We start from the raw sequence: 20,828 nt of genomic DNA, 5'->3' as shown, positions 1-20,828 counted from the left end.
CCCAGTATCGCGCACGAGCAGTCGCCGTACTGTTACGGTGGTTGATCAATGCGGATGTAGCGCAGTTGGTAGCGCATCACCTTGCCAAGGTGAGGGTCGCGAGTTCGAGTCTCGTCATCCGCTCCACTTTTTTAAAAGGGGTCTCGAGCCCCTTTTTTCGTTTACTACCTGCGGCGTGGCAGGGAGCTTGGTGTAGTATCCGAGGCTAAAATCTACCGGCGATGAACGCCGAAAAAACAAGCTCCACCCGCGTAGACACTTCCCGGCTGTTGTGCTGGGTCTTCTGGCCTTTGGCCGTGATGACTTTTATCCACCGGGTGTTTGTGCTCCCATGGAATGCGCGGGCAACTGATGACTTTGGGACGGTCATCTCGGCTCTGTACAAGTTCCGTGCCCACGAGGCCATCTATGATCAGGACTATTCGTCAACGGATCCGCACTACCTCTACTCCCCCGGGGCTACGTTGCTACTGAGTCCGCTGTCGATAGTGTCCAACGTCGATGCTGCGCGTGCACTGTATGTCTTCGCCAATGGTGTGGCGGCGGTGCTGGCGGTAATGGTGCTCACGAAGTTGTTTAATTTCCGCTGGAGTTCCTGGGTGCTGCCGGTAGGCATCTTCTTTCTCTTTAGCACCGAGTCAATCTCCAACACCCTGAGCTTCGGCAATATCAACGGCGTACTACTTCTGGCACAATCCCTTTTTCTGTGGCTGCTACTTAACAACCGCGGTCTGCTGGCTGGGCTAGTTATCGGATTGGCCATCACCGTGAAACCACAGTTCTTGCCCCTACTGTTCATCCCGCTTATGCGGCGTCAGTTCTCTGCAATTACAGGTGGCGTGGTAATTCCGATCATTCTCAATGTTGTTGCTTTCCCTCTGACCAATAACGGTGGCGATTACTTCGACAAGCTACTGCCCTATCTCGGTGGCGTACGCGATTTCGCGAACTCCTCCATTCCCGGCGTCGGCGTGTATTTCGGGTTCCCCGACTGGACAATCTGGTTGTGGCGAATTCTCGCCGCTATCTGCGTGGTCGTCGCCGTCGCCATGCTGCTGCGCTTCCGCGATCGCGAGCCGGTAATGTGGGCGACCACTACGGCTGGGGTGTTGCTTACCGGTGTGTTCCTTATCAGCGGCCTGGGACAGATGTACTACTCCATGCTGCTCCTTCCGATGATTTTCACCGTGCTGTGTTCCCGCTCCATCATGCACAGCCCCATGGCCTGGGTAGGCGTTTATTTCTTCTTCAGCCTCGATACCTGGTCCTCCGACCGTTGGGTGAACTACGGACGCGTGGCGGAATACACGCGCGGCACAATTGGTTGGTCTCTATTGATCTTCACTGCCGCGGTGGTTTCGGTGCTCTGGTTTATTGGGGATCGACGCCACAACGTCCACCCCTTGGGAGATCTACACACCAATGGCCTCTTCTACCGGGATAGATCCCCCCGCACCTCGGTAAAAAAGCACAACAGAAAAGCCACAGGTTCAGTCAAGAAGGAAGCAGAAGAAAAGACTCATGGTTGAACTCAACCCCACCACTGATTTCCGCGCTCTTACCGACGAGGAGTGGCGCGATCGTCTCTCCCCTGAGGAATTTGCAGTACTGCGCCAAGCCAGCACAGAGGCGCCTTTCAAGGGCGAATACACGGATACCGAAACCGAAGGTATCTATGCCTGTAAGGGCTGTGGCGCGGAGCTTTTCCGCTCGACCGAGAAGTTTCACTCGCACTGCGGTTGGCCAAGTTTCTTCGATCCAAAGGACTCGGACGCGGTCATCACCCGCGTCGACGACTCCTTGGGTATGCGTCGCATTGAGGTGTTGTGTGCCCGGTGCGAAAGCCACCTAGGTCACGTGTTTGAAGGTGAGGGTTACCCCACCCCCACCGATTTGCGCTACTGCATTAACAGCATCGCACTGACTCTGAAGCCAGCTGCGCACTAGTCCCGGCTAGCCTGGTTCAGGTTGGGCTAATCTAGGCCGATCCGATCTAGCCACAGGCTACCGGGTTCTTCTCAGTGGACTTTAGGCCAGCGATTCCACGAAGGTTGCCAGCTCTTCCTTGGAGCCATTAATGCGACGTCCCGTAAAGAACGGGATTTCCTCGCGCACGTGGTGGCGCGCCTCCGTGTAGCGCATCTTGTGCATTAGTTCGACGATGCGCTCCAATGTCGGAGACTCAAAGGCCAGAATCCACTCGTAGTCGCCCAGTGCAAAGGCCGGGACGGTGTTCGCACGGACCTCGTCGAAGCCGAGAGCGGCCTTGCCGTGCTCGCGCAGTAGGCGGGAACGCTCGGCGCGCTCCATGGTGTACCAGTCGTAGCTGCGGACGAATGGGTAGACGCAGATCCAATCGCCCGGCTCCTCGCCCATGATGAAGGACGGCAGGTGGGCCTTGTTGAATTCGCTCGGGCGGTGCAGACAAGTGTTGGACCACACCGGCTCGCAAGCCTGTCCTAGCTTGGTTTCCTTGAGGAAGCGACGGTAGGCAACCTGCAGATCCTCCATCTTTTCTGCGTGCCACCAAATCATGACGTCAGCCTCGGCGCGCAGTGCGGACAGGTCGTAGACGCCGCGGATCACCAGGTCCTCATCCTCAAAGGAATCAATGAATGCCTGAAAATCAGCAGCTACCTCCGAGCGATCCCCCAGCACGCCAGGCTCGATCTTGAAGACCGAGTAGGTGGCGAAGCGAACGACGGCGTTGAGACGCTTGATTTCCTGCGCGTTCAGTTCAGTCATGGTGTTTAGCCTCTTTAGCCTTTCTTGATATGTGCTCGCGCGCTGCCCGCATGACGCGGGACAGACGCATGTGAAATCGAATTTACGCCACTTCTGTGGCTCAAGGGTTTGGCCGTGGCCGGGGTCATGCCATCTCGCGGATAATCTCCCGCGCGGCCTCCACACCGGACGCTGCGGACGCCGGAACGCCCACACCGTTAAGCATGGAGCCAGCCAGCGCCAGTCCGCGAATGCCCAATACCTCGTCGTAGGCCTGGGAGATAGCCTCCATATATCCCACTCCGTAGCGTGGCAGGCCACCCCACCATCGCTGGACGAAATACTCTTCTGGGTTCTTCCGCTCACCGGTAATCCGCTCTAAATCCTCCACGGCGAAGCTGAGCAGTGCACGGTTATCGACGTCTAAGTGCCAGGGATTATCGAAGCTGCCGAAACTTGCGCGAACGAAGGCTCCCCCGCGTTCGGCAAGGTGCGGCCACTTACGAGACGAGAACGTGAAAGCCTTTGCCTCAGTGGGAGCATCATTGCCCAGCAGCACACCGGAGCGTTCTGGAATGCCGTGGGAAGATGCCATGCGCATGCCAACGACAACGCTGCTGGCAAGATCGATTTCTCCCAACACTTCCGCGGCCGTGGGCGCCATGTACTGCAGGATCGCCGATGCCGTAGGGGCGGGAGTGGCAACGATCACCGCGTCGAACTCTCCGATCGGGTCGATGTAATAGCCGTTGCGGGTTCGGCCAATGGATTCGACGCCGGTGTTGCGCAGCACCTCCGGGTCGGCGTGACGCACGAGCGCGTCTACCAGGCTGGCATAGCCACCCTTGAGGCTGCGGAAAACGGGCTTGGGCTTTGTCCCATTCGCCTCCTTCTGCGGGGCTGGGCGCTGCGACAGGATGGAGTCGACGGCGTCGACTAGGAAGAAGGATTCCCCGGCACTACCGCGCCTATCGAGTTCCTCCGCCAGCTGTGGCAACGTAGCGCGCACACCCAAGTCAAAAGCATTGCAGGAGTACACCCCGCCCAATAGAGGGGACACCAAACGATCAACCACGATGCGGCCTAGACGGGCCTCCACAAGCTGCCCCACAGAGGTGTCCTGTCCCGGCGTCCACGTCATCGGTTGGCCATTGCGCTCCGCGTCGACGCGCGCAGCGCCGGCGGCACCGACTACCTCCACCACATCCTCGCCACGCGAGGGAATCCCCATTAGCGTCCGACGTGGAATGTCCACCAGCGCCCCATCTACAAAGAAGCCGCTGGGCAGGCCGGAGGGAACGCACAACTGATCTCCCAAGCCCACGGATTCAATCAGCTCCGTAAAGTCGCCACGGAAACCCAGATACGCCTCAGCTCCCATATCCACCGGACCGTTGGCATAATTCACGGTCTTCAGCTTGCCGCCCAGACGGTCGTAGGCCTCAGTAAGCAAGATTCGCGCGTTCGGCCCCAACTGGCGTCGCAACTCCCAGGCTGCGGAAAGCCCGGCGATGCCGCCGCCGATGACAGCTACTCGAAGTCCCTCCAACCCGGACGTATCTAGCTTTTCAAAGTGGCTGGAAAACTCATTGGCTTTCATCGCTTGTGAACCTCCTCAAAGGCACGGGTGATGGCATCGGGGTCGGTATTCGGCAGAACTCCATGGCCGAGGTTAAAGATGTGGCCCCGCGCCTGACCTCGTTCGATGGCTCGGTCAACCTCGGCACAAATGCGGGCGATCTCGCGGGCAACCACCTCTGGTCCGGCGAACAACATCGCCGGGTCCAAATTGCCCTGGAGAACCTTGGCGCGACTGCCGGGTTCCGCGGTCGGATCCGCTTCCTGCAATGCAGCGCTGATACGGGTAGCGGCGGAATCCATTGGTACTCGCCAATCCACGCCCACGACATCCGGCCCCGCCAGCGCCATATCCCCCAGCAACTCCCCCGTCCCCACACCGAAATGAATCATCGGAATGCCATAGGGGCGCATCGCATCGAAAATCTGGGTGGAGTAAGGACGCACAAACTCTCGATAGTCACGTGCAGAAAGGTAACCAGCCCAGGAGTCGAAGAGCTGCAAAGCATCCACGCCGGCCTCCGCCTGAGCCTGGAGGAAGCGGATAATAGTGGGCGTCAATCGGCGCATTAAGGCATGCCACACATCGGGGTTCGAGTGCATCAGAGACTTCGTGACCTCGTGGTTCTTGGACGGTCCGCCCTCAACTAGGTAGGAGGCCAAAGTAAAAGGCGCACCCGCGAAACCAATGAGAACCTGGTCGTCTCGCAAGCCGTTCAGAACGCCCCCAATGCCCTCAACAATTTGTTCTAATTGGTCGGGTTCAACAATCGGAAAAGCGTCAACTTCCGCCGCGGTACGCACCGGGTGTTCCACGACTGGCCCGCGTCCGGCGACGATGTCTAGATCCACGCCTGCGGCCTTCAGCGGCACCACAATGTCGGAAAACAGAATCGCTGCATCGGCATCGTGCCTGCGCACTGGCTGCAGAGTAATTTCTGCCAGCAGCTCAGGGTTAAAGCAGGATTCCAACATTCCATGGTTCTTGCGGATCTCACGGTATTCGGGCAGCGAGCGTCCGGCTTGACGCATCATCCAGATCGGACGACGGCTCGGGGTCTCTCCCCGCGCGGCGGCGAGAAACGGTGCGTCCTTGTGGGCTCGACGCCGCGCCTCCGCGGCAGCAATATCAGGCTGGATGGTGTAATCGCTAAGCTCACTCGTCATAAGTGCCATTATGCCAGCGCCTCACTAAAGCTCGGGAATCTCGGGGACACCCCTGCGACCAATAGCCGGCAGACATTCACAACCGTTGTCGGCGCGCCTCACAAATGGGACAAACCTTAAAGGCTAGGTTTAGGCCTTGTGAGCCAAGAGACTGAGATTCCAAAGTACTTCCACGAAGCCGTGCGCTCCATGTCGGAAGCACAAGTGCGTCGCGGCATTAGCGTCGGAGACATCCGCCCGCCCCGCAACCTCGCACCCCTCAGCCACGCCATCGGCCTCGAGGTGCTACCCGCCGAAGAAGACCCCGAAGACGGTACCGGCACCCCCGCCGGTGACGCTTTCGGCCGCCTGATTCTGCTGCATGACCCGCAAGGCGATGAGCAGTGGAAAGGCAAGAAGATGCGCATGGTCGCCTACATCCAAGCCGACATGGATGCAGCCGTCGCCTCTGACCCATTGCTACCCGACGTGGCCTGGGATTGGCTCAAGGAGCAGCTCGATTCCCCTGAGTGTGAATACACCGATCTCGGTGGCACGGTGACTTCCACGGCGTCCGTCCGCTACGGCGATATCGGCGGCCCTCCACGAGCCTTCCAACTTGAGCTTCGCGCCTCATGGACCGCTAATGGATCTGACCTCACCGGACATGTCAAGGCCTTTGCAGAGGTGCTGGCTAATGTAGCTGGCCTGCCTCCAGAAGGCGTCACCGCATTACCCTTCGGCACCCGGACCGCTGGTACCGCCGCCGCAGCAAACGACTCTTAAAGCCTCGCGCAGCCTTTTAAGGCAACGACTTATTGCTATTGACGTATCGTTGTTGCTGTGAGTTTTGTGTCCGTTCCCGCCGCCGGTACCCCAGTGCTCTTGGACTCCCCAGAGCACATAGCTGCGGCGGGTCGCGCACTGGCTGCGGGCACCGGCCCCATCGCCATCGACACTGAACGCGCATCAGCATTTCGCTATGATGACCGCGCATTTGTGATTCAGCTGCGGCGCCGAGGTACAGAAACCTTCCTCATCGACCCCGAGGCTGAGCCCTCTGCCACGCGCCGTTTGTCGCAAGTAGTTAACCAGTCTGAGTGGGTGCTCCACGCCGCGCACACCGATCTGCCTTGTCTCCTGGCTCTCGGCTGGACCCCACCGGCTATCCACGACACGCAAGTCGCAGCCCAGATCCTAGGCAAAAAACGTATCGGCCTCTCTGCAATGTTGGAGGATTACTTCGACATTGTGGTTCCAAAGGACAAAGGAAACGCCGACTGGTCGCGTCGTCCACTGTCCCCCGCCATGTTGAACTATGCGGCCCTGGACGTCGAATGGCTTGTGGAACTATCGGAAACCGCATTGAACGACGTTGCCGATGCAGGTCGCATCGACTGGTACACCCAGGAATGCGCCCACATTCTGGCAACCGCCACACCCCTTGCATACAATGATTGGACCGGTCTCAAAGGCCTGAATTCAGTGCGTCGGACGAGCGCCCGCAAACTCGCCCACGACCTGTGGGAAAAGCGTGACCAGATCGCTCGTCAGCGCGATATTTCCCCCGAATCGATTCTGCGCAGTCGCGATCTCATATCTATCGCCGGAGGCGCCGAGGACAATCGCGCCGCTGCCCTGCGGGAGCTGAAGATGTCCCTGCGCCGCTCTCGCGCGCACCTGCCTTCCCGTACCCATAAGCACTTCATCGAAGCTTTTTCTGACGCCCTCAGCTCCGCCCCCTCCGACCTCGAAATGGAGCAATACCGTGCTCCGCAGTACTGTGGCCCCCGGATCCCGGACCACAAGCTATGGCCAGAGGAGTTTCCGCGCGCTGCGGCCTACGCCGATGCGATCCTCAACACAGCCCTCGATCTCGCCGACGCACTTGAGATCCGTCTAGACACGATCGCGACGCGGAAAAATCTACGCAAGGCAGCCTGGGCTTGCTGGTTATTCGAGGACTCTGGCGAATACCCCAATGCAGCCGACCCGATCGCCTGTTGGGAAGAACTCCTAGGCGACTCGTGGGCAGGCCTCGGCCTGCGTCCTTGGCAAGTGGAGCTTCTCCTCGACGCAGCTGTCCCGGCTGTTGCCGATGTCTTTGCCCGCTCCTATAGCTTCTCGGCGTAGCCAACGACGGTCTTTACGACCGTGTCTACATCCAAGCCGAGCTCTTCTAGAACTTCACCACGCGAAGCGTGCGCCAGGAACTCTTGCGGTACGCCGAGGTTTCGGACCGGCACATCGATTCCTGCCTGAGAGAGGTCGTAGTGTAGCTGGCTGCCAGCACCACCGTGCACGCCGTTGTCCTCGATCGTCACTACCAAGTCGTAACCGCGAGCCAATTCCAGCAGGCTATCTGCGGTGGGAAATACCCAGTGCGGGTCTACTACGGTAGCGGAGAAGTCGGCGTCGCACAGAGCCTGTGCAGCACCCAGCGCCTGCTGCGTCAACGCTCCGAAAGAGACGATGAGTATCTTGCGGCGAGCAGCCTCACCGCTTCCGGAACCATCCCCCTCCTGTTCAAAGAGCACATCGTAGTCAGCTTCCTCGCGGATGGCTGGGACATCTGCCGGGGCATTGCCCTTAGGAAAGCGCACCACCGTCGGCGCATCGTCGATGGCGACTGCGCGATCGAGTGCACGTTCGAGGGTGTGCGCATCGCGCGGGGCGGCAACATGGATACCAGGGACGATGCCGGTGATGGAAAGATCCCACATGCCGTTGTGACTGGCGCCATCGGAACCCGTAATGCCGGCACGGTCGAGAACCAAAGTCACACCCAGCTTCAACAGTGCAACGTCCATCAAGAGCTGGTCGAATGCTCGGTTAAGAAATGTCGAGTAGACCGCGACCACCGGGTGCAAACCACCGAGAGCCAAACCGGCAGCGGAAGTCACTGCGTGTTGTTCGGCAATTCCGACGTCATAGGTACGACTGGGGTGAACCTTCGCGAAATCGGCCAAGCCAGTGGGGCCAGCCATCGCGGCGGTAATGGCGACAATGTCCTCGCGCTCGTTGGCGATGTCTATCAAGTGGTTGGAGAACACCTTGGTCCAGCTGATCGCACCCTCGGTCTTCTTAGCCATGGACTCACCGGTGATCGGATCGATCACGCCGGTGGAGTGCATCTGGTCGGCTTCGTCCTGCTCGGCAGGGTCGAAGCCCTTGCCCTTTTGAGTGACCGTGTGGACAATGACTGGCCCACCATAGTCCTTGGCATAGCGCAGCGCGTTTTCCACCTGGTTTAGGTCGTGGCCATCCACCGGACCGATGTACTTCAAGCCGAGTTCGGGGAACATCTCGTGCGGAATGACGGTGTGCTTCACGCCTTCCTTGAAGCCATGAATCACCTGGAACGCACGATCACCGACCCAGCCCATGCGCCCCAGCGCGTTCTTTCCGGTATCCATAACCCGGTCATACATTGGCTGCAGGCGCAGCGCCGCCAAGTTTTCGGCAAGGCCACCAATGGTTGGCGAATAAGAACGGCCGTTGTCATTGACAACGATCACCAGGCTGCGCTTCTTGGCTGCTGCGATGTTATTCAGCGCCTCCCACGTCATACCACCGGTCAGAGCACCATCGCCAACGAGAGCGACGACATGCCGGTGAACCTGTCCAGTGAGTTCGAAGGCCTTAGCCAAGCCATCGGCGTAGGACAACGAGGCCGAAGCGTGAGAGGATTCGGTCCAGTCATGGGGCGACTCCGCCCGATCTGGGTAGCCAGACAGTCCATCCTTTTGGCGCAGCGTATCGAAGAGATCGCGACGGCCAGTGAGGATCTTATGCACGTAGGACTGGTGGCCAGTGTCAAAGATCAGTGGATCCGACGGTGAGTCAAAAACCCGGTGCATCGCGATAGTCAGCTCCACCACACCTAGGTTCGGACCTAGATGGCCACCCGTGGCGGAGACCTTTTGGACAAGAAACTCGCGGATCTCCGAAGCCAACTGTTCTAGCTGGTTCGCGTCCAAGCCTTTAAGGTCTGCGGGCGAGGACACCTTGTCGAGAATTCCCATGTGAAGCTACTCTTCTCCGTCCTATGCTCGCGCCGAATGGTATTTTCAGTCCATTCTAACGGCGCGTGAGCGAATTAAAACAATCCCCTTCGGGGTTACGTTCCTGCGTGTTGTCCACTACGTCGCTCGTTGCGTTCTCAGCTACGTCGCTCACGGCGTGACCCACGTACGGGAACGAGGTGTGCAAGAAGTTCAACGTGATGGTTCAGCCCAAAGGCATCCACTACGCACAACTCCTTGATCTCATAGCCGTTGCGGATCCACGCCCCAAGATCGCGGGCGGCGGTGGCAGGATCGCACCCTACGTGCACAACGTGCCGCGGTCGAGCCTTTGCGATATCTGCAACCGTCTGCGTTCCCGCACCGGTGCGCGGAGGGTCAAGTACTACAGCGTGTACGTCATCACTCCGCGGCAGGCTCAGCACTTGCCGTGATACATCGCCACTAATGAATTCGACATTGCCGATACCGGCCGTGGCAAGTGCTTTCTTACCCGACTCGCTGGCGCTACCCGCGACGTCCACGCACACCACATGATCGACCTTGCGAGAAAGCGCAGCACTGAACACGCCCGCGCCGCCGTAGAGATCCCAAGCGACAGTTCGCTTGCCCCTCTCCCCCTGCAGCTTCTCTCCTTGCGCTACCGGTGGAATATGCCGCGCAATCCACGAGGAATAGAACTGCGGAGCCGCGCTGTGAGCCTGCCAGAAGTCTTGTACCTGGCTTTCCCATTGCACATCGAACTCCCGGTCAAGCCCCGCCCCGTAATGCACGGTGCGGGTAACCGTAGGTACCTCGTCTCCAAAGGCCGCCACTCGCTGATTAGCTGGCGAGCCTTGCAACTGCACCATGTGCCGCGCGCCATCGTCGCCGACAGCAACGGCAATCTCCGAGTGTGGAGTGAGCAAACCCGCTTCCCTGAGCTGCTCAATATCTGCTGCCAGACCGTTCTTCAGCTCCGCGCTCCATTGGGCACATTCGTTGTTCACTGGCACGACATTGTGGGACCCCCGGGAACGCTGTCCAACTTTCCCTTCGCCATCAACCGCCAGCCGGACTCGCGTACGAGAGCCTGCGAAAGGATGGAGGCTTTCGGCGGTCACAGTGATCTTCTCCAGAGCCTCCGCGCTGATTTTTCCTACGCGCGACAGCTGATCCATCACCACTTGCTTTTTATAATGCAACGAACCAGCAGCGTCGACAAAGTCCAGGTTGCAGCATCCTGCGCCAACCTTGGCTGCCGGACACAACGGCGCTATTCGGTGAGGGTTAGGCTGGCCTATGTTCGTTGCCACCCCGCTGCGGAATCCCTTCTTCGCTTTAGTGTTCCGCGCCGGATCCAGCTCTACTGTTACCTCTTTTTCGCCGGGCAGCGCGCCTCGTACGAACACAACCTGCCCGTCCATCCGACCGATCACGGTGCCGCCGTTGGCTGGACCGGCCAGGTCCATCACTACTTCTTCTTTGTTAGTGACGCTCATCGGCTCCAACTTCTTCGCCAGTTTCAGATATGTCTTGCTTTTCCAAGTGGCGCCCCTCGGCCTCATTCGCGGCCTTTACAGCCCAGATGGTCACGGCAACGACGACCAGTGTTAAAGGCCAACCCATAGCAATTCGGGTATAACCCAAAGCGTCAGTCTTATCTGCGGCATAGAGCCATTGCTGCACGCCAAAGCGAGCGAAGAAAACCAGCGCCCACGCAATTGTTGCTACGTTGAATGCGCGCACGGCCCGTCGGTTGGTTCGCCAGCGGTGGTCATCCCCGTTAATTCCGCGCCAAATTGTACCCACAAGTGGCCATCGGACGAAGATTGAGATCACGAAGGCGATGCCTGCCACCAGGGAGTACCAGATTCCATAGGCGAAATACCCCTTTGCGTCTCCCATGAACCACGCGATGGCAGCGCATAGCGCTACACCCAGGAATCCAGAAATTGCAGGCTGCAGATTCTCCTTGCGGATCAACCGCCATACAAAAATGAGCACCGCGACTCCGAGAGCCGAGATGAGGGCGGGGGTCAACCCCCATTGGCTATTGACTGGTACAAGAACCAATACGGGAAGGGTCGAGGAGACAAGGCCAGAGAGGCCTCCCATTTGCTCCAGCAAGGTATCTTGCTCATCCGGCTTACCTTGAGAAGCTTGTTTGCTAACTTCTGCCATTTTCTACTGGTTCTCGCCGGGCGCCTGCGGATTGTTTTCCGGTATGCCATTCTGTTCGGCGGCCATGCGCTGCAGTTGCTCCTGCAGTTCCTCATACATTTCCGGCGGCATCTGCACAGGCAGTGGCTGGCCAGCTGGGATCGGATCGTTCCCGCGGTAAATAAAGCTGCGAGCGATGATCTCCCGGCCGATCCTGGCAATCTCATCCGCGCGGGATTTCTCTCCCGCAAGAGTGACGCGGAACATCCAGCGGGGACCGTTCACACCGATTACACGCATTTGGCCCTCACCAGCGACCGCGCAGATCTCCGGCCCCCACGGTCCGTCTTCCAGGTGGACTTCGAGCCCATCCTTCGTCATGCCCGCTACGGTTTCGTCGACGGACTCTTCCCACAGGTTGCCGCTACGTGGGGCGGCAAAGGCCACTGGGGTGAAGCGACCGCCTTCGACCTCTAGGTGGATCATCTGGGGCCCCTCCGGCCCCATTTCCACACTCACATGGCCGCCGTGGGGTACTGGAACCCGCATGGAGCCCAGTTTTAGGAAGCCTCTGGCGAAATCGGAGAAGTCGAAGTCTTGGGAATTCACCGTATCCCCATCAAAGGGACCAAAGTCATTGTCGGCTGAATTCGCCTGGCTCGCCACGGTCGGCTGCTCTTGTACTTCCGCTGCAGCCTTCGCGGCATCACGGGCATCCTTATTGGTATTGCTTGTGTTCTTCTTGCGCCCAAACATCCTCAAACTCCGTCTTTTTTATCTTCTACCCTATGTCTTCTGAGCTATGTCTTCTGAACTGCTCTGTCCAGCTGGATTACACGCCAGTCGAGCCGTAACCGGATTCTCCCCGGACGGTTGCTCCCAACTCTTCTACGCTGGCAACCTCTTCGACCTCACACAAGCTCACTTCCTGCACCAGCAGCTGCGCAATCCTTTCTCCACGGGTCAGTTCGATCGGCTGCTCGGGATCCAGGTTAATCAAGCACACCTTGATTTCTCCGCGATAGTCAGCATCAATTGTGCCTGGCGCATTCACAATGGAAAGCCCCTTCTTCAGCGCCAATCCGCTGCGTGGGTGTACTAACCCCACGGTTCCCACGGGAAGTGCGATGGCGATGCCAGTGCCAACCAATTCTCGATTGCCTGGAGCGATGGTCACATCCGTGGTCGTAAAGAGATCAATGCCTGCATCCGTTGGGTGAGCACGGCGTGGCAAGGGCAGATCCTTGTCCAGGCGAACGATACGCAGCGGGGAGTCATTGCCAAAAGAATCAGTGTTATTTGTTGCTGTCTGATTAGGGGTCACGGTCACCAAGACTACAAGTCCACGGGCGAAGTTACGATGTGCGAACCGCCAAGGGCTAGAATTGCTAGGCAGCACTCAAAGCAGACACGCAAACAGGAGTTTTGAATTGGCATCGGGCACTCAGCAGGAAAAGCTGCTGTACACGGAGCATCAGCGAGTCCCCCTCGTCTGGTGGCTATTTGCCGCCGGAGTGGTAGCCATTATTTCGTGGCAGGCGCAGATGGGCCGACCGATGTGGGCATCGTTTGTAGCCCTCGCTATCGCCGGCTCATTGGCAGTGTGGGCGTTGATCTACTTCTCCCGAACCAAGGTAGAAGTTACGGAGGATAGTTCTGGTGAACGGTGGCTCCACGTGGGGCCGGCAAAGCTTCCCGCTCACGTCGTAAGCCGCAGCCTAGTAATCCCCCCGACCGCCAAGCGCGCCGCTATGGGTCGTCAGCTCGACCCTGCTGCCTATGTTGTTCATAAGGGTTGGATCCCCACAATGGCGATGCTCGTCCTCGATGATCCGGACGACCCCACCCCCTACTGGCTCATTTCCACCAAGGAACCGCAAGAGGTTCTGGAAAAGCTCGGTCGCCCAATCTACTAAGACAATGAAGCCTTGTAAGACGTTACAGTCTTTTTAACCTCTGGGCTCGATTAAGCCCACTTATGCGCAATCCTTGCAGATGTACTCGCCGTCACCGACGGTCTCACCGATGCAGCTGCGGTGCTGCACCAAGAAACAGACGCTGCACGTGAACTCATCGCTCTGGCGTGGGATTACCGAACCGGAGAGCTCTTCGCCCGACAGATCCGCCATAGGTACGTCAAAAGGCTCGACGATCTCTCCATCGTCCGTATCGGAAACAGCCGGCTCAGCCTTCTCCGCTGCCTTTAGTCCCTCTAGGGAGTCGGTTTCGATGTCGTCCTCGGAGCGTCGGCGTGGTGCGTCGTAGTCAGTCGCCATGTGGGGTCCTTCGTGTCGATCTTGTGCAGTCGCTTCGAGCCAGCAGCCCTGCCGAACCACTAGCTAAAATTCACTTAAATACGTCTCGCTGTCGCGGATCGTAGAGCACATGTGTGCCACTTGTCACCTTCACGCGCGCAATGGCTACCTTTTGGGGTATTTGACCTCCCCCCGCACCTATTCTCCAAGCAGCCGAGCAAGCTCTACTGCAATCCCCGGTTTCGCCGCCATGACCAGGGCTTTTTCTTCCTTCATTACGTCATAGTCAGGAGCTACAGAAACTGCCCCCGCGCGAGCGGCAATCAAACACCCCGCAGCATGATCCCAGGGCCCCAAACCATGCTCAAAATACGCATCCACTTCTCCACTTGCCACCCGGCAGAGATCCAATGCTGCCGACCCGATCCGCCGGATGTCCCGTACCTTCGGCAAGAGCCTTACTAGGCGCTCGGCTTGGCTACGACGATCCTCCGCCACGTACGAAAATCCAGTGGCTACCAGAGCCTTGTGCAATGCCTCATCGCTGTCTTCAGGCACGACCCTCAAAGTTTCGACCTGCGCCAATTTCCCGTGGTCGTCGTAGCTTAGGCGCCGTGCATCACCGCCCGCATGTGCCGCATAAGCAACGTGTGCCGCTACGTCCACGACCACAGCCGCCACCGGCTCACCGTTTATTACAGCGGCAATACTGACTGCATAGGCCGGTACTCCATAGAGGAAGTTCACGGTGCCATCGATGGGATCAACAATCCACAGCACTTCATCGCTGGAGCTTAGCTCATCGGACACCCCACTGAACCCACCTTCTTCGCCAAGAATCCGCGACCCCGGCACGTGCTCTAAAAGTCGTTGGGAAATCAGCCTCTCGCTAGCCTCATCCACCTCCGTTACCGGATCTACTTCGGAGGTCTTCGTCGCCAGCACGCCAATGTGCCCGTGATCATCGGCTAGTTCGCCACGGCGGCGTCGAACTAAACCCGCAGCCTCACGCCCCACCACAAGTGCGATGGCCTCCAGGTCTTTAGGAGTTAACCTTTCTTTACTTTGTGACGCCCCGTCCTCCCCCGCTGTCGAGGCCTCATCGAACACTCGCAGTAGCACCGGCTTGGAAAGCGCAGAGCTTCCCGAGTGGGAGTTAAAAACCTCCGAGACGGCCTGGGCCGTCTTACCTGCATGTGGATTAACCGTAGTTTGCATGCCCTCCACTGTGCCACTTTTCGGCAAGCTAAACCGCACAGCGTCAAGGTAGGGTTGTGTTCATGACTGAGGACAAAGCAGCACAGAACCTAAGTTTTGGCGTGGATATCGGCGGCTCCGGAGTTAAGGGAGCAGTCGTTAACCTTGACACTGGCGAGCTGGTGACAGAACGCTTCAAGATCCTCACTCCAAAGCCATCGACCCCGGATGCGGTCGCCGAGGTCGTACGCAAACTGATGGAAATGGCCGAGTGGGATGGTCCTGTCGGAGTGACCGTCCCCGCGGTTGTTAAGAACCAGAAGGCGCGGACTGCAGCTAATATCGACAAGTCCTGGATCGACACTGATATGCAGGAACTGTTCAAGCGCCATCTCGGCGAGCGCGAAATTGCCGTATTGAATGACGCCGACGCGGCAGGCCTGGCCGAGGTTGAGTATGGCGATCCGAGTGCGAAACAGGGTTCCGTTCTGATGCTAACTTTTGGCACCGGGATTGGCTCGGCACTGCTATGCGATGGTCATCTATTCCCCAACTCGGAGCTGGGGCACCTGCCTCACGACGAAAACGGTGACGTGGAGCGGTATGCCAGCTCCGCTGCAAAGGATCGCGAAGAGCTGTCCTATAAGAAGTGGGCGGCACGCGTGGACGAGGTACTGCATGCCTACAGCGCCCTATTTAGCCCGCAGCGATACATCGTGGGTGGCGGCATCTCCCGCAAGGCCGACAAGTGGGTACCGCTTTTGACCGTGGAACAGGAAGTCATTCCGGCGAAGCTTCGCAATCAAGCGGGCATCATTGGAGCCGCTATGGCTGTGCGCGACGGCATCAAACCCTAGGGATCCAAACCACACCGCATTTCGTTTTGAGTTATAATGGGCGGTCGATTCCCACGTAAAGGGTTTGACTAACCCCAAAGACCAACGGTTGCGGGCTTAACGCAACCCGGTGCGATCCAATTCCTTTTCGGAATGTGGCCACGTCATGTGGCTATTTTGTTGCACCATGCGATACGAGCGAAAGGGCTTCAGTGGCAGCGAACGACTCGACCACCACCAGCGACGACAACGCCCAGGGTGTTGTCCGAAAGGTTGCTAAAAAGACGGCAGCGAAGAAGACTGCCCGAAAGGTGGCAAAGAAGTCGGCGACTGCCAAGAAGGCAACCGCTCGCAAGACCACGGCGAAGAAGACCGCGGCAAAGAAAACCGCCGCTAAAAAGACTGCTGCAAAGAAGACCGCTCCGAAGCAGGTTGTTGCCGTCAACGTCTCTGACACTGCTGCTGAGCCGGAGGAGCAGGCGTCCACCCCGGTGAAGAAGGCAGCGAAGAAGACCGCCAAGAAGGCTGCCAATAAGACGGCGCGCAAGACAGCTAAGAAGACTGCCAAAAAGGCAGCTCGCAAAACCACGAAGAAGACCAGCGCTAAGAAGACCACTGCAAAGCGGGGCACCAAGGCAGCAAAGGCAGCCGAGGAACTGCTTGAGGTTGATGAGGCTGCTGTCGATGCAACCTCAGCGGACCAGAATGCTCAGGAGACTCCCGACGAGCCAGACGAGTTCGACAGCGAACCGGACAATCTCGACGATCTGGATGATCTTGACGAGGACGATGACCTGGATGATCTAGACGATCTGGATGACCTCGACGATGACGATGACGATGATCTAGACGACGACCTCGAAGATGATCTCGAGGACGATGACGACGATGACTCGGACGACGACGAAGACGGTACCGATAAGAACGACGGTAGCTTCGTGTGGGACGAAGACGAGTCCGCAGCGTTGCGTCAGGCGCGCAAGGACGCAGAGCTGACGGCATCTGCCGACTCCGTTCGCGCGTATCTCAAGCAAATCGGTAAGGTCGCACTGCTCAACGCTGAGCAGGAGGTATCGCTGGCTAAGCGCATTGAGGCGGGCTTGTACGCGGCGTATCGTCTGCAGGAGATCAAGGAATCGGGCGAGAAACTTTCCCCGATGAACCGTCGCGACCTGCGCGAAATCGAGCGCGATGGGCGCCGCGCAAAGAACCACCTGCTGGAAGCAAACCTGCGACTAGTGGTGTCGCTGGCGAAACGCTATACCGGACGCGGCATGGCCTTCCTCGACCTTATTCAGGAAGGCAACTTGGGTCTCATCCGTGCGGTGGAGAAGTTCGACTATGTAAAGGGCTACAAGTTCTCCACCTACGCTACGTGGTGGATCCGCCAGGCCATCACCCGCGCAATGGCCGACCAGGCTCGTACCATCCGCATTCCGGTACACATGGTGGAGGTCATCAACAAGCTGGGACGTATCCAGCGCGAGCTTCTGCAGGATCTAGGACGCGAACCCACCCCGGAGGAGCTCGCACGCGAGATGGACATCACCGTCGACAAGGTACTGGAAATCCAGCAGTACGCCCGTGAGCCGATTTCGCTGGATCAGACGATCGGCGATGAGGGAGATTCCCAGCTGGGCGACTTTATCGAGGATTCCGAGGCCGTCGTTGCCGTCGATGCGGTCTCGTTCACTCTGCTGCAGGATCAGCTGCAAGATGTTCTGCACACACTGTCGGAGCGCGAGGCTGGCGTGGTGAAGCTTCGCTTCGGCCTTACCGACGGAATGCCCCGCACCTTAGACGAGATTGGCCAGGTTTATGGTGTGACCCGTGAACGCATCCGCCAGATCGAGTCGAAGACGATGTCCAAGCTACGCCACCCGTCGCGCTCTCAGGTGCTGCGCGACTACCTGGATTAGCCCCCAAGAAAACGAATAGCCCGAGGCCAAGAAGGCTTCGGGCTATTTTTGGTTTTTCTGCACGCAGTCCTGGAACTCCGTGCCGCGCAGATCCTCGCACCCCTTTACGCTCTGCATTGCCGCTTGGGTGAAGAAAATTGCCACCGCCATCGCGACGACCCCCAGAACCAATCCAATAATCGCATAGCTACGCTGTGTCCCCTTCCGATTCGCATTCAGGACGGAAAAAATTCCTACGATGATGGAAATCGCAGCGACGACCAGACCAATCAAGGGGAACATTGCCGCTGGAATGGCCAGGATTCCGACGATTAGGGCAGCCATGCTCAAACCGCTGACCTTGCGGGGCGCAACCTTTTGAAGCTCAGTTTCCTCTGCGTTCGACTTATCCAGATCGGTGTAGTCTTCTCGAGCCACGGTGTGCCCGCCTTCCCTCATCCTGTGTGCACTGTAGCTACGTGCACTCCCAATGCTCATGTCGCGGTGTATATTACCCCACCGCTCCATGCTTACCAGTCTCTCAAATAGGCAATGCGATCCCGCAGCTGTTGCGCTGTACACAGCGCGGTAGCCGGCCCGCCGCAGTTCCGCCGCGCATCATTGTGAATCTGCCCATGGGGCTTGCCCGTCCGCGCTGATTTCATGGACACCAGCGCATTCAGTTCTTTACGCAGCGCTGGAATCTCTTCGCTGGCTACGCGCTTATTGCGCAAATCCGCGCCGCTGCCCTCCGGGGCAGTGGCCTGCTGTTCCTTCTTACGGCGTTGCTCTTCCTGCTTCGCCCGCGCATCCAATTGCTCGGCTTGCCTTTGACGCAGGAGCGTACGCATCTGGTCGGCGTCAAGTAGCCCCGGTAAGCCAAGGTATGCCTGCTCTTCTTCGGACCCGCTCAATGTGGACGTACCGTAGGTCGAGCCATCGAAAATCAGACTGTCGAGTTCTGCCTCTGCACCGACAGACTCATACCCCTTGTCGTCCTCCACTTCATTCTGTTCCTTGTTGGCCTGACGCAACAGCTCGTCATCCCAGCCCTCATTTGGGCGGTCGGGTTTACCGAGGACGTGGTTGCGTTGTTGCTCCATCTTCGAGGCCAACTCGAGGAGGACAGACACACTGGGGAGGAAGATTGACGCCGACTCCCCCGGGCGCCGCGAGCGCACGAAACGGCCGATGGCCTGCGCAAAGAACAGTGGTGTGGAGGATGATGTGGCGTACACGCCCACAGCCAAGCGGGGTACGTCCACGCCCTCAGACACCATGCGCACGGCCACCATCCACTCGTCGCTACTGGCGGAGAATTCTTTAATGCGCTCCGAGGCTCCGGCCTCATCGGACAGCACGACGGTAACGGGAGTGTTACTGATTCTTTCCAGGATGCGCGCGTAGGCACGTGCCGTCGTTTTATCGGTTGCGATCACCAGACCACCTGCATCCGGTGTCGTTTCACGCAGCTGATGCAATCGCGTCTGTGCGGCTTTGAGCACCGCTGGGATCCAATCGCCCTTCGGGTCGAGCGCGGTACGCCAAGCCCTGGCGGTTTGTTCTGCGTTAAGAGGTTCGCCCAAGCGAGCCTCAAATTCCTCTCCGGCAGAGTTGCGCCACCGGGCTTGGCCCGAATACGCCAAGAAAACCACCGGGCGAACCACACCATCCTTCAGCGCATCCGCGTATCCATAGGTGTAGTCGGCGGACGAGACGAGTGCTCCCTCAGCACCGTCTACAGCCTCGTAGCGCACGAAGGGGATCTGCGAATCATCAGAACGGAATGGCGTACCCGTAAGCGCCAGGCGGCGTTCGACGTGCTCATAGGCCATGCGCACACCATCGCCCCAGCTCTTTGCGTCGCCTGCGTGGTGAATCTCATCCAGAATCACCAGCGTCTTCTTCGCCGTGGCCACCTGGTAGTGCTTAGTCGGCTTCATACCGACCTGCGCGTAGGTTACGCACACGCCGTCGTAGGAATTATTGAATGGCGAGGAGTTTGTGAACTCTGCGTCGAGCGCAATCCCCTGTCCGGCTGCGGACTGAGCCCACTGCACCTTTAGGTGCTCGGTGGGCACAACGATGATGAGGCGATCCACCGCGCGGGTATCCAAGAGCAGCCGTGCGATCGTCAGGGCGAAGGTTGTCTTTCCTGCGCCTGGCGTCGCCACAGCCAGGAAGTCCTTCGGACTGGCCTCGACGTACTTGTTCAGTGCCTCCTGCTGCCATAGGCGGAGGTGCTTCACTTCTTGCGCAGCCCCTTGTAGATCTGCTCACAATCCGGGCAGACGGGCGACCCCGGCTTGGCCTGCTTGCGTACGGGGAAAGTCTCCCCACAGAGAGCCACGACAAGCTTGCCCATCACAGCGGATTCGACGATCTGATCCTTCTTCACATAGTGGAAGAACTTCGGAACATCATCGTCCGTCGTCGTGTCCGTATTGACTTCTGGGCGCTCAATCGTTGTCGTACTTGGGTTACTCACAGTTCACCATCATGCCCCTGAATCTGCCTGTTTTCCAGCTGCGTACTAGCGTTGGCTCTATGGCTGATGCACGAAAAAGGAAAACGGGAGGTGAATCCCGTGCCAAGCGCGCCTCGCAAGTGGAGATCATCACTGATGCAAAAAGCTCCCCACTGCAAGGCTGGCACCATCGCCGCAAGGTGTACACCGTGCTGCAGCTGCTGCGCATCCCGCTCCTCGCCCTTGCCGCTGTAGTTATGCTCATTACCCACAACGCAGCATTGTCAGTGTGCATCGCTTTGATTAGCCTCCCGCTACCGTGGGTAGCCGTGTTGCTTGCCAACGAGACCGGGCAGGTCGATGAGACCACAAATAAGGTGTACAAACCTGCTCTCGTCCGCGAACAACGCCGTGCCGAACGGGCCGCGCTTGCGGGCGAGACATCTCGCCCGATGCTCGAGTCAGATTCTCCCGGGGCATCCACTCCGCAGGTTATCGACATCACCCCCACTCAGCCTGACAGCACCGACAACGATCAGCACTCCGACTAACAAGGAACC

General features: G+C 58.6%; 21 protein-coding genes and 1 tRNA gene. 9 read left to right on the top strand and 13 right to left on the bottom strand.

The window, feature by feature from the left end:
* Positions 1-50 precede the first annotated feature (50 nt).
* The 3 genes from ACUY2T_RS08600 to msrB all read left to right on the top strand — a co-directional run bounded on the left by ACUY2T_RS08600 (position 51) and on the right by msrB (position 1,947).
* Positions 51-126 (top strand) — tRNA-Gly (locus ACUY2T_RS08600).
* Positions 127-221: 95 nt separating this feature from the next.
* Complete coding sequence (locus tag ACUY2T_RS08595; RefSeq protein ID WP_448308285.1) at positions 222-1,529, top strand: glycosyltransferase family 87 protein; 1,308 nt, start codon at positions 222-224, stop codon at positions 1,527-1,529.
* Positions 1,522-1,947, top strand: a complete 426-nt coding sequence (msrB, locus tag ACUY2T_RS08590; protein ID WP_448308284.1) for a peptide-methionine (R)-S-oxide reductase MsrB — start codon at positions 1,522-1,524, stop codon at positions 1,945-1,947. The genes ACUY2T_RS08595 and msrB overlap by 8 nt, the downstream gene beginning before the upstream one ends.
* A gap of 81 nt (positions 1,948-2,028) precedes the next feature.
* Here the strand turns inward: msrB and hemQ are convergent, their stop codons facing one another.
* From hemQ to hemE, 3 genes are all read right to left on the bottom strand, one after another.
* Positions 2,029-2,745, bottom strand: a complete 717-nt coding sequence (gene hemQ / locus ACUY2T_RS08585; RefSeq protein WP_448308283.1) for a hydrogen peroxide-dependent heme synthase — start codon at positions 2,743-2,745, stop codon at positions 2,029-2,031.
* A 124-nt stretch (positions 2,746-2,869) separates the two neighbouring features.
* Positions 2,870-4,324, bottom strand: coding sequence for a protoporphyrinogen oxidase (hemG, locus tag ACUY2T_RS08580; protein ID WP_448308282.1), 1,455 nt, complete (start codon positions 4,322-4,324; stop codon positions 2,870-2,872).
* Positions 4,321-5,478: a uroporphyrinogen decarboxylase gene (hemE, locus tag ACUY2T_RS08575; RefSeq protein WP_448308281.1), complete on the bottom strand. Its 1,158-nt coding sequence runs from the start codon at positions 5,476-5,478 to the stop codon at positions 4,321-4,323. The genes hemG and hemE overlap by 4 nt, the downstream gene beginning before the upstream one ends.
* Before the next feature lie 129 nt (positions 5,479-5,607).
* On the opposite strand from hemE, the gene ACUY2T_RS08570 reads away from it, so the two are divergent.
* Positions 5,608-6,234 (top strand): DUF3000 domain-containing protein, encoded by a 627-nt coding sequence (locus ACUY2T_RS08570; RefSeq protein WP_293790300.1) that lies wholly within the window; start codon positions 5,608-5,610, stop codon positions 6,232-6,234.
* 57 nt (positions 6,235-6,291) lie between these two features.
* On the top strand, positions 6,292-7,581 hold the full coding sequence (locus ACUY2T_RS08565) for a ribonuclease D (protein WP_448308280.1): 1,290 nt from the start codon (positions 6,292-6,294) through the stop codon (positions 7,579-7,581).
* On the opposite strand, the gene dxs is transcribed toward ACUY2T_RS08565, so the two are convergent.
* From dxs to dut, 5 genes are all read right to left on the bottom strand, one after another.
* A complete protein-coding gene (gene dxs / locus ACUY2T_RS08560) occupies positions 7,563-9,473 on the bottom strand; it encodes a 1-deoxy-D-xylulose-5-phosphate synthase (RefSeq protein ID WP_448308279.1) in 1,911 nt (636 codons plus the stop codon). The two genes, ACUY2T_RS08565 and dxs, sit on opposite strands and share 19 nt — an antisense overlap.
* Positions 9,474-9,610: 137 nt before the next feature.
* Positions 9,611-10,954, bottom strand: coding sequence for a class I SAM-dependent RNA methyltransferase (locus tag ACUY2T_RS08555; protein WP_448308278.1), 1,344 nt, complete (start codon positions 10,952-10,954; stop codon positions 9,611-9,613).
* Entirely contained in the window at positions 10,941-11,636 is a 696-nt protein-coding gene (locus ACUY2T_RS08550) for a DUF3159 domain-containing protein (RefSeq protein WP_448308277.1), read from the bottom strand. The genes ACUY2T_RS08555 and ACUY2T_RS08550 overlap by 14 nt, the downstream gene beginning before the upstream one ends.
* Positions 11,637-11,639: 3 nt before the next feature.
* The gene (locus ACUY2T_RS08545; protein ID WP_448308276.1) at positions 11,640-12,371 is read right to left on the bottom strand and encodes a DUF3710 domain-containing protein; all 732 of its coding nucleotides are present in this window, start codon (positions 12,369-12,371) and stop codon (positions 11,640-11,642) included.
* A 76-nt stretch (positions 12,372-12,447) separates the two neighbouring features.
* Entirely contained in the window at positions 12,448-12,882 is a 435-nt protein-coding gene (dut, locus tag ACUY2T_RS08540; RefSeq protein ID WP_448308289.1) for a dUTP diphosphatase, read from the bottom strand.
* 163 nt (positions 12,883-13,045) lie between these two features.
* Here dut and ACUY2T_RS08535 point away from each other — a divergent pair, with 163 nt between their 5' ends.
* Positions 13,046-13,531 (top strand): DUF3093 domain-containing protein, encoded by a 486-nt coding sequence (locus ACUY2T_RS08535; protein WP_448308275.1) that lies wholly within the window; start codon positions 13,046-13,048, stop codon positions 13,529-13,531.
* Between the two features lie 60 nt (positions 13,532-13,591).
* Here the strand turns inward: ACUY2T_RS08535 and ACUY2T_RS08530 are convergent, their stop codons facing one another.
* Both ACUY2T_RS08530 and ACUY2T_RS08525 read right to left on the bottom strand, forming a co-directional pair.
* Positions 13,592-13,891 (bottom strand): DUF4193 domain-containing protein, encoded by a 300-nt coding sequence (locus ACUY2T_RS08530; protein ID WP_293790281.1) that lies wholly within the window; start codon positions 13,889-13,891, stop codon positions 13,592-13,594.
* A 177-nt stretch (positions 13,892-14,068) separates the two neighbouring features.
* Positions 14,069-15,088 (bottom strand): inositol monophosphatase family protein, encoded by a 1,020-nt coding sequence (locus ACUY2T_RS08525; protein WP_448308274.1) that lies wholly within the window; start codon positions 15,086-15,088, stop codon positions 14,069-14,071.
* A gap of 62 nt (positions 15,089-15,150) precedes the next feature.
* Here ACUY2T_RS08525 and ppgK point away from each other — a divergent pair, with 62 nt between their 5' ends.
* Positions 15,151-15,924, top strand: a complete 774-nt coding sequence (gene ppgK / locus ACUY2T_RS08520; protein ID WP_293790275.1) for a polyphosphate--glucose phosphotransferase — start codon at positions 15,151-15,153, stop codon at positions 15,922-15,924.
* A 191-nt stretch (positions 15,925-16,115) separates the two neighbouring features.
* Positions 16,116-17,822 (top strand): RNA polymerase sigma factor, encoded by a 1,707-nt coding sequence (locus ACUY2T_RS08515; protein ID WP_448308273.1) that lies wholly within the window; start codon positions 16,116-16,118, stop codon positions 17,820-17,822.
* Between the two features lie 42 nt (positions 17,823-17,864).
* Here the strand turns inward: ACUY2T_RS08515 and ACUY2T_RS08510 are convergent, their stop codons facing one another.
* The 3 genes from ACUY2T_RS08510 to ACUY2T_RS08500 form a co-directional block, all read right to left on the bottom strand.
* Complete coding sequence (locus ACUY2T_RS08510; RefSeq protein ID WP_448308272.1) at positions 17,865-18,239, bottom strand: DUF308 domain-containing protein; 375 nt, start codon at positions 18,237-18,239, stop codon at positions 17,865-17,867.
* A 92-nt stretch (positions 18,240-18,331) separates the two neighbouring features.
* A complete protein-coding gene (locus ACUY2T_RS08505) occupies positions 18,332-20,050 on the bottom strand; it encodes a DEAD/DEAH box helicase (RefSeq protein WP_448308271.1) in 1,719 nt (572 codons plus the stop codon).
* The gene (locus tag ACUY2T_RS08500; protein ID WP_005295046.1) at positions 20,047-20,289 is read right to left on the bottom strand and encodes a DUF3039 domain-containing protein; all 243 of its coding nucleotides are present in this window, start codon (positions 20,287-20,289) and stop codon (positions 20,047-20,049) included. The genes ACUY2T_RS08505 and ACUY2T_RS08500 overlap by 4 nt, the downstream gene beginning before the upstream one ends.
* Positions 20,290-20,348: 59 nt before the next feature.
* On the opposite strand from ACUY2T_RS08500, the gene ACUY2T_RS08495 reads away from it, so the two are divergent.
* A complete protein-coding gene (locus ACUY2T_RS08495; RefSeq protein ID WP_448308270.1) occupies positions 20,349-20,819 on the top strand; it encodes a DUF3099 domain-containing protein in 471 nt (156 codons plus the stop codon).
* Positions 20,820-20,828 lie beyond the last annotated feature (9 nt).

Source organism: Corynebacterium sp. 22-2729 (assembly GCF_053479475.1).
The sequence above is the reverse complement of the archived record's forward strand: the minus strand, read 5'-3'. Positions and strand labels throughout refer to the sequence as shown.

Coding starts and splice junctions, on each gene's coding strand:
- hemQ (WP_448308283.1), bottom strand. CDS start 2,745: ATGACTGAACTGAACGCGCAGGAAATCAAGCGTCTCAACGCCGTCGTT.
- ACUY2T_RS08530 (WP_293790281.1), bottom strand. CDS start 13,891: ATGGCGACTGACTACGACGCACCACGCCGACGCTCCGAGGACGACATC.
- ppgK (WP_293790275.1), top strand. CDS start 15,151: ATGACTGAGGACAAAGCAGCACAGAACCTAAGTTTTGGCGTGGATATC.
- hemG (WP_448308282.1), bottom strand. CDS start 4,324: ATGAAAGCCAATGAGTTTTCCAGCCACTTTGAAAAGCTAGATACGTCC.
- msrB (WP_448308284.1), top strand. CDS start 1,522: ATGGTTGAACTCAACCCCACCACTGATTTCCGCGCTCTTACCGACGAG.
- ACUY2T_RS08550 (WP_448308277.1), bottom strand. CDS start 11,636: ATGGCAGAAGTTAGCAAACAAGCTTCTCAAGGTAAGCCGGATGAGCAA.
- ACUY2T_RS08545 (WP_448308276.1), bottom strand. CDS start 12,371: ATGTTTGGGCGCAAGAAGAACACAAGCAATACCAATAAGGATGCCCGT.
- ACUY2T_RS08495 (WP_448308270.1), top strand. CDS start 20,349: ATGGCTGATGCACGAAAAAGGAAAACGGGAGGTGAATCCCGTGCCAAG.
- hemE (WP_448308281.1), bottom strand. CDS start 5,478: ATGGCACTTATGACGAGTGAGCTTAGCGATTACACCATCCAGCCTGAT.
- ACUY2T_RS08595 (WP_448308285.1), top strand. CDS start 222: ATGAACGCCGAAAAAACAAGCTCCACCCGCGTAGACACTTCCCGGCTG.
- dxs (WP_448308279.1), bottom strand. CDS start 9,473: ATGGGAATTCTCGACAAGGTGTCCTCGCCCGCAGACCTTAAAGGCTTG.
- ACUY2T_RS08555 (WP_448308278.1), bottom strand. CDS start 10,954: ATGAGCGTCACTAACAAAGAAGAAGTAGTGATGGACCTGGCCGGTCCA.
- ACUY2T_RS08525 (WP_448308274.1), bottom strand. CDS start 15,088: ATGCAAACTACGGTTAATCCACATGCAGGTAAGACGGCCCAGGCCGTC.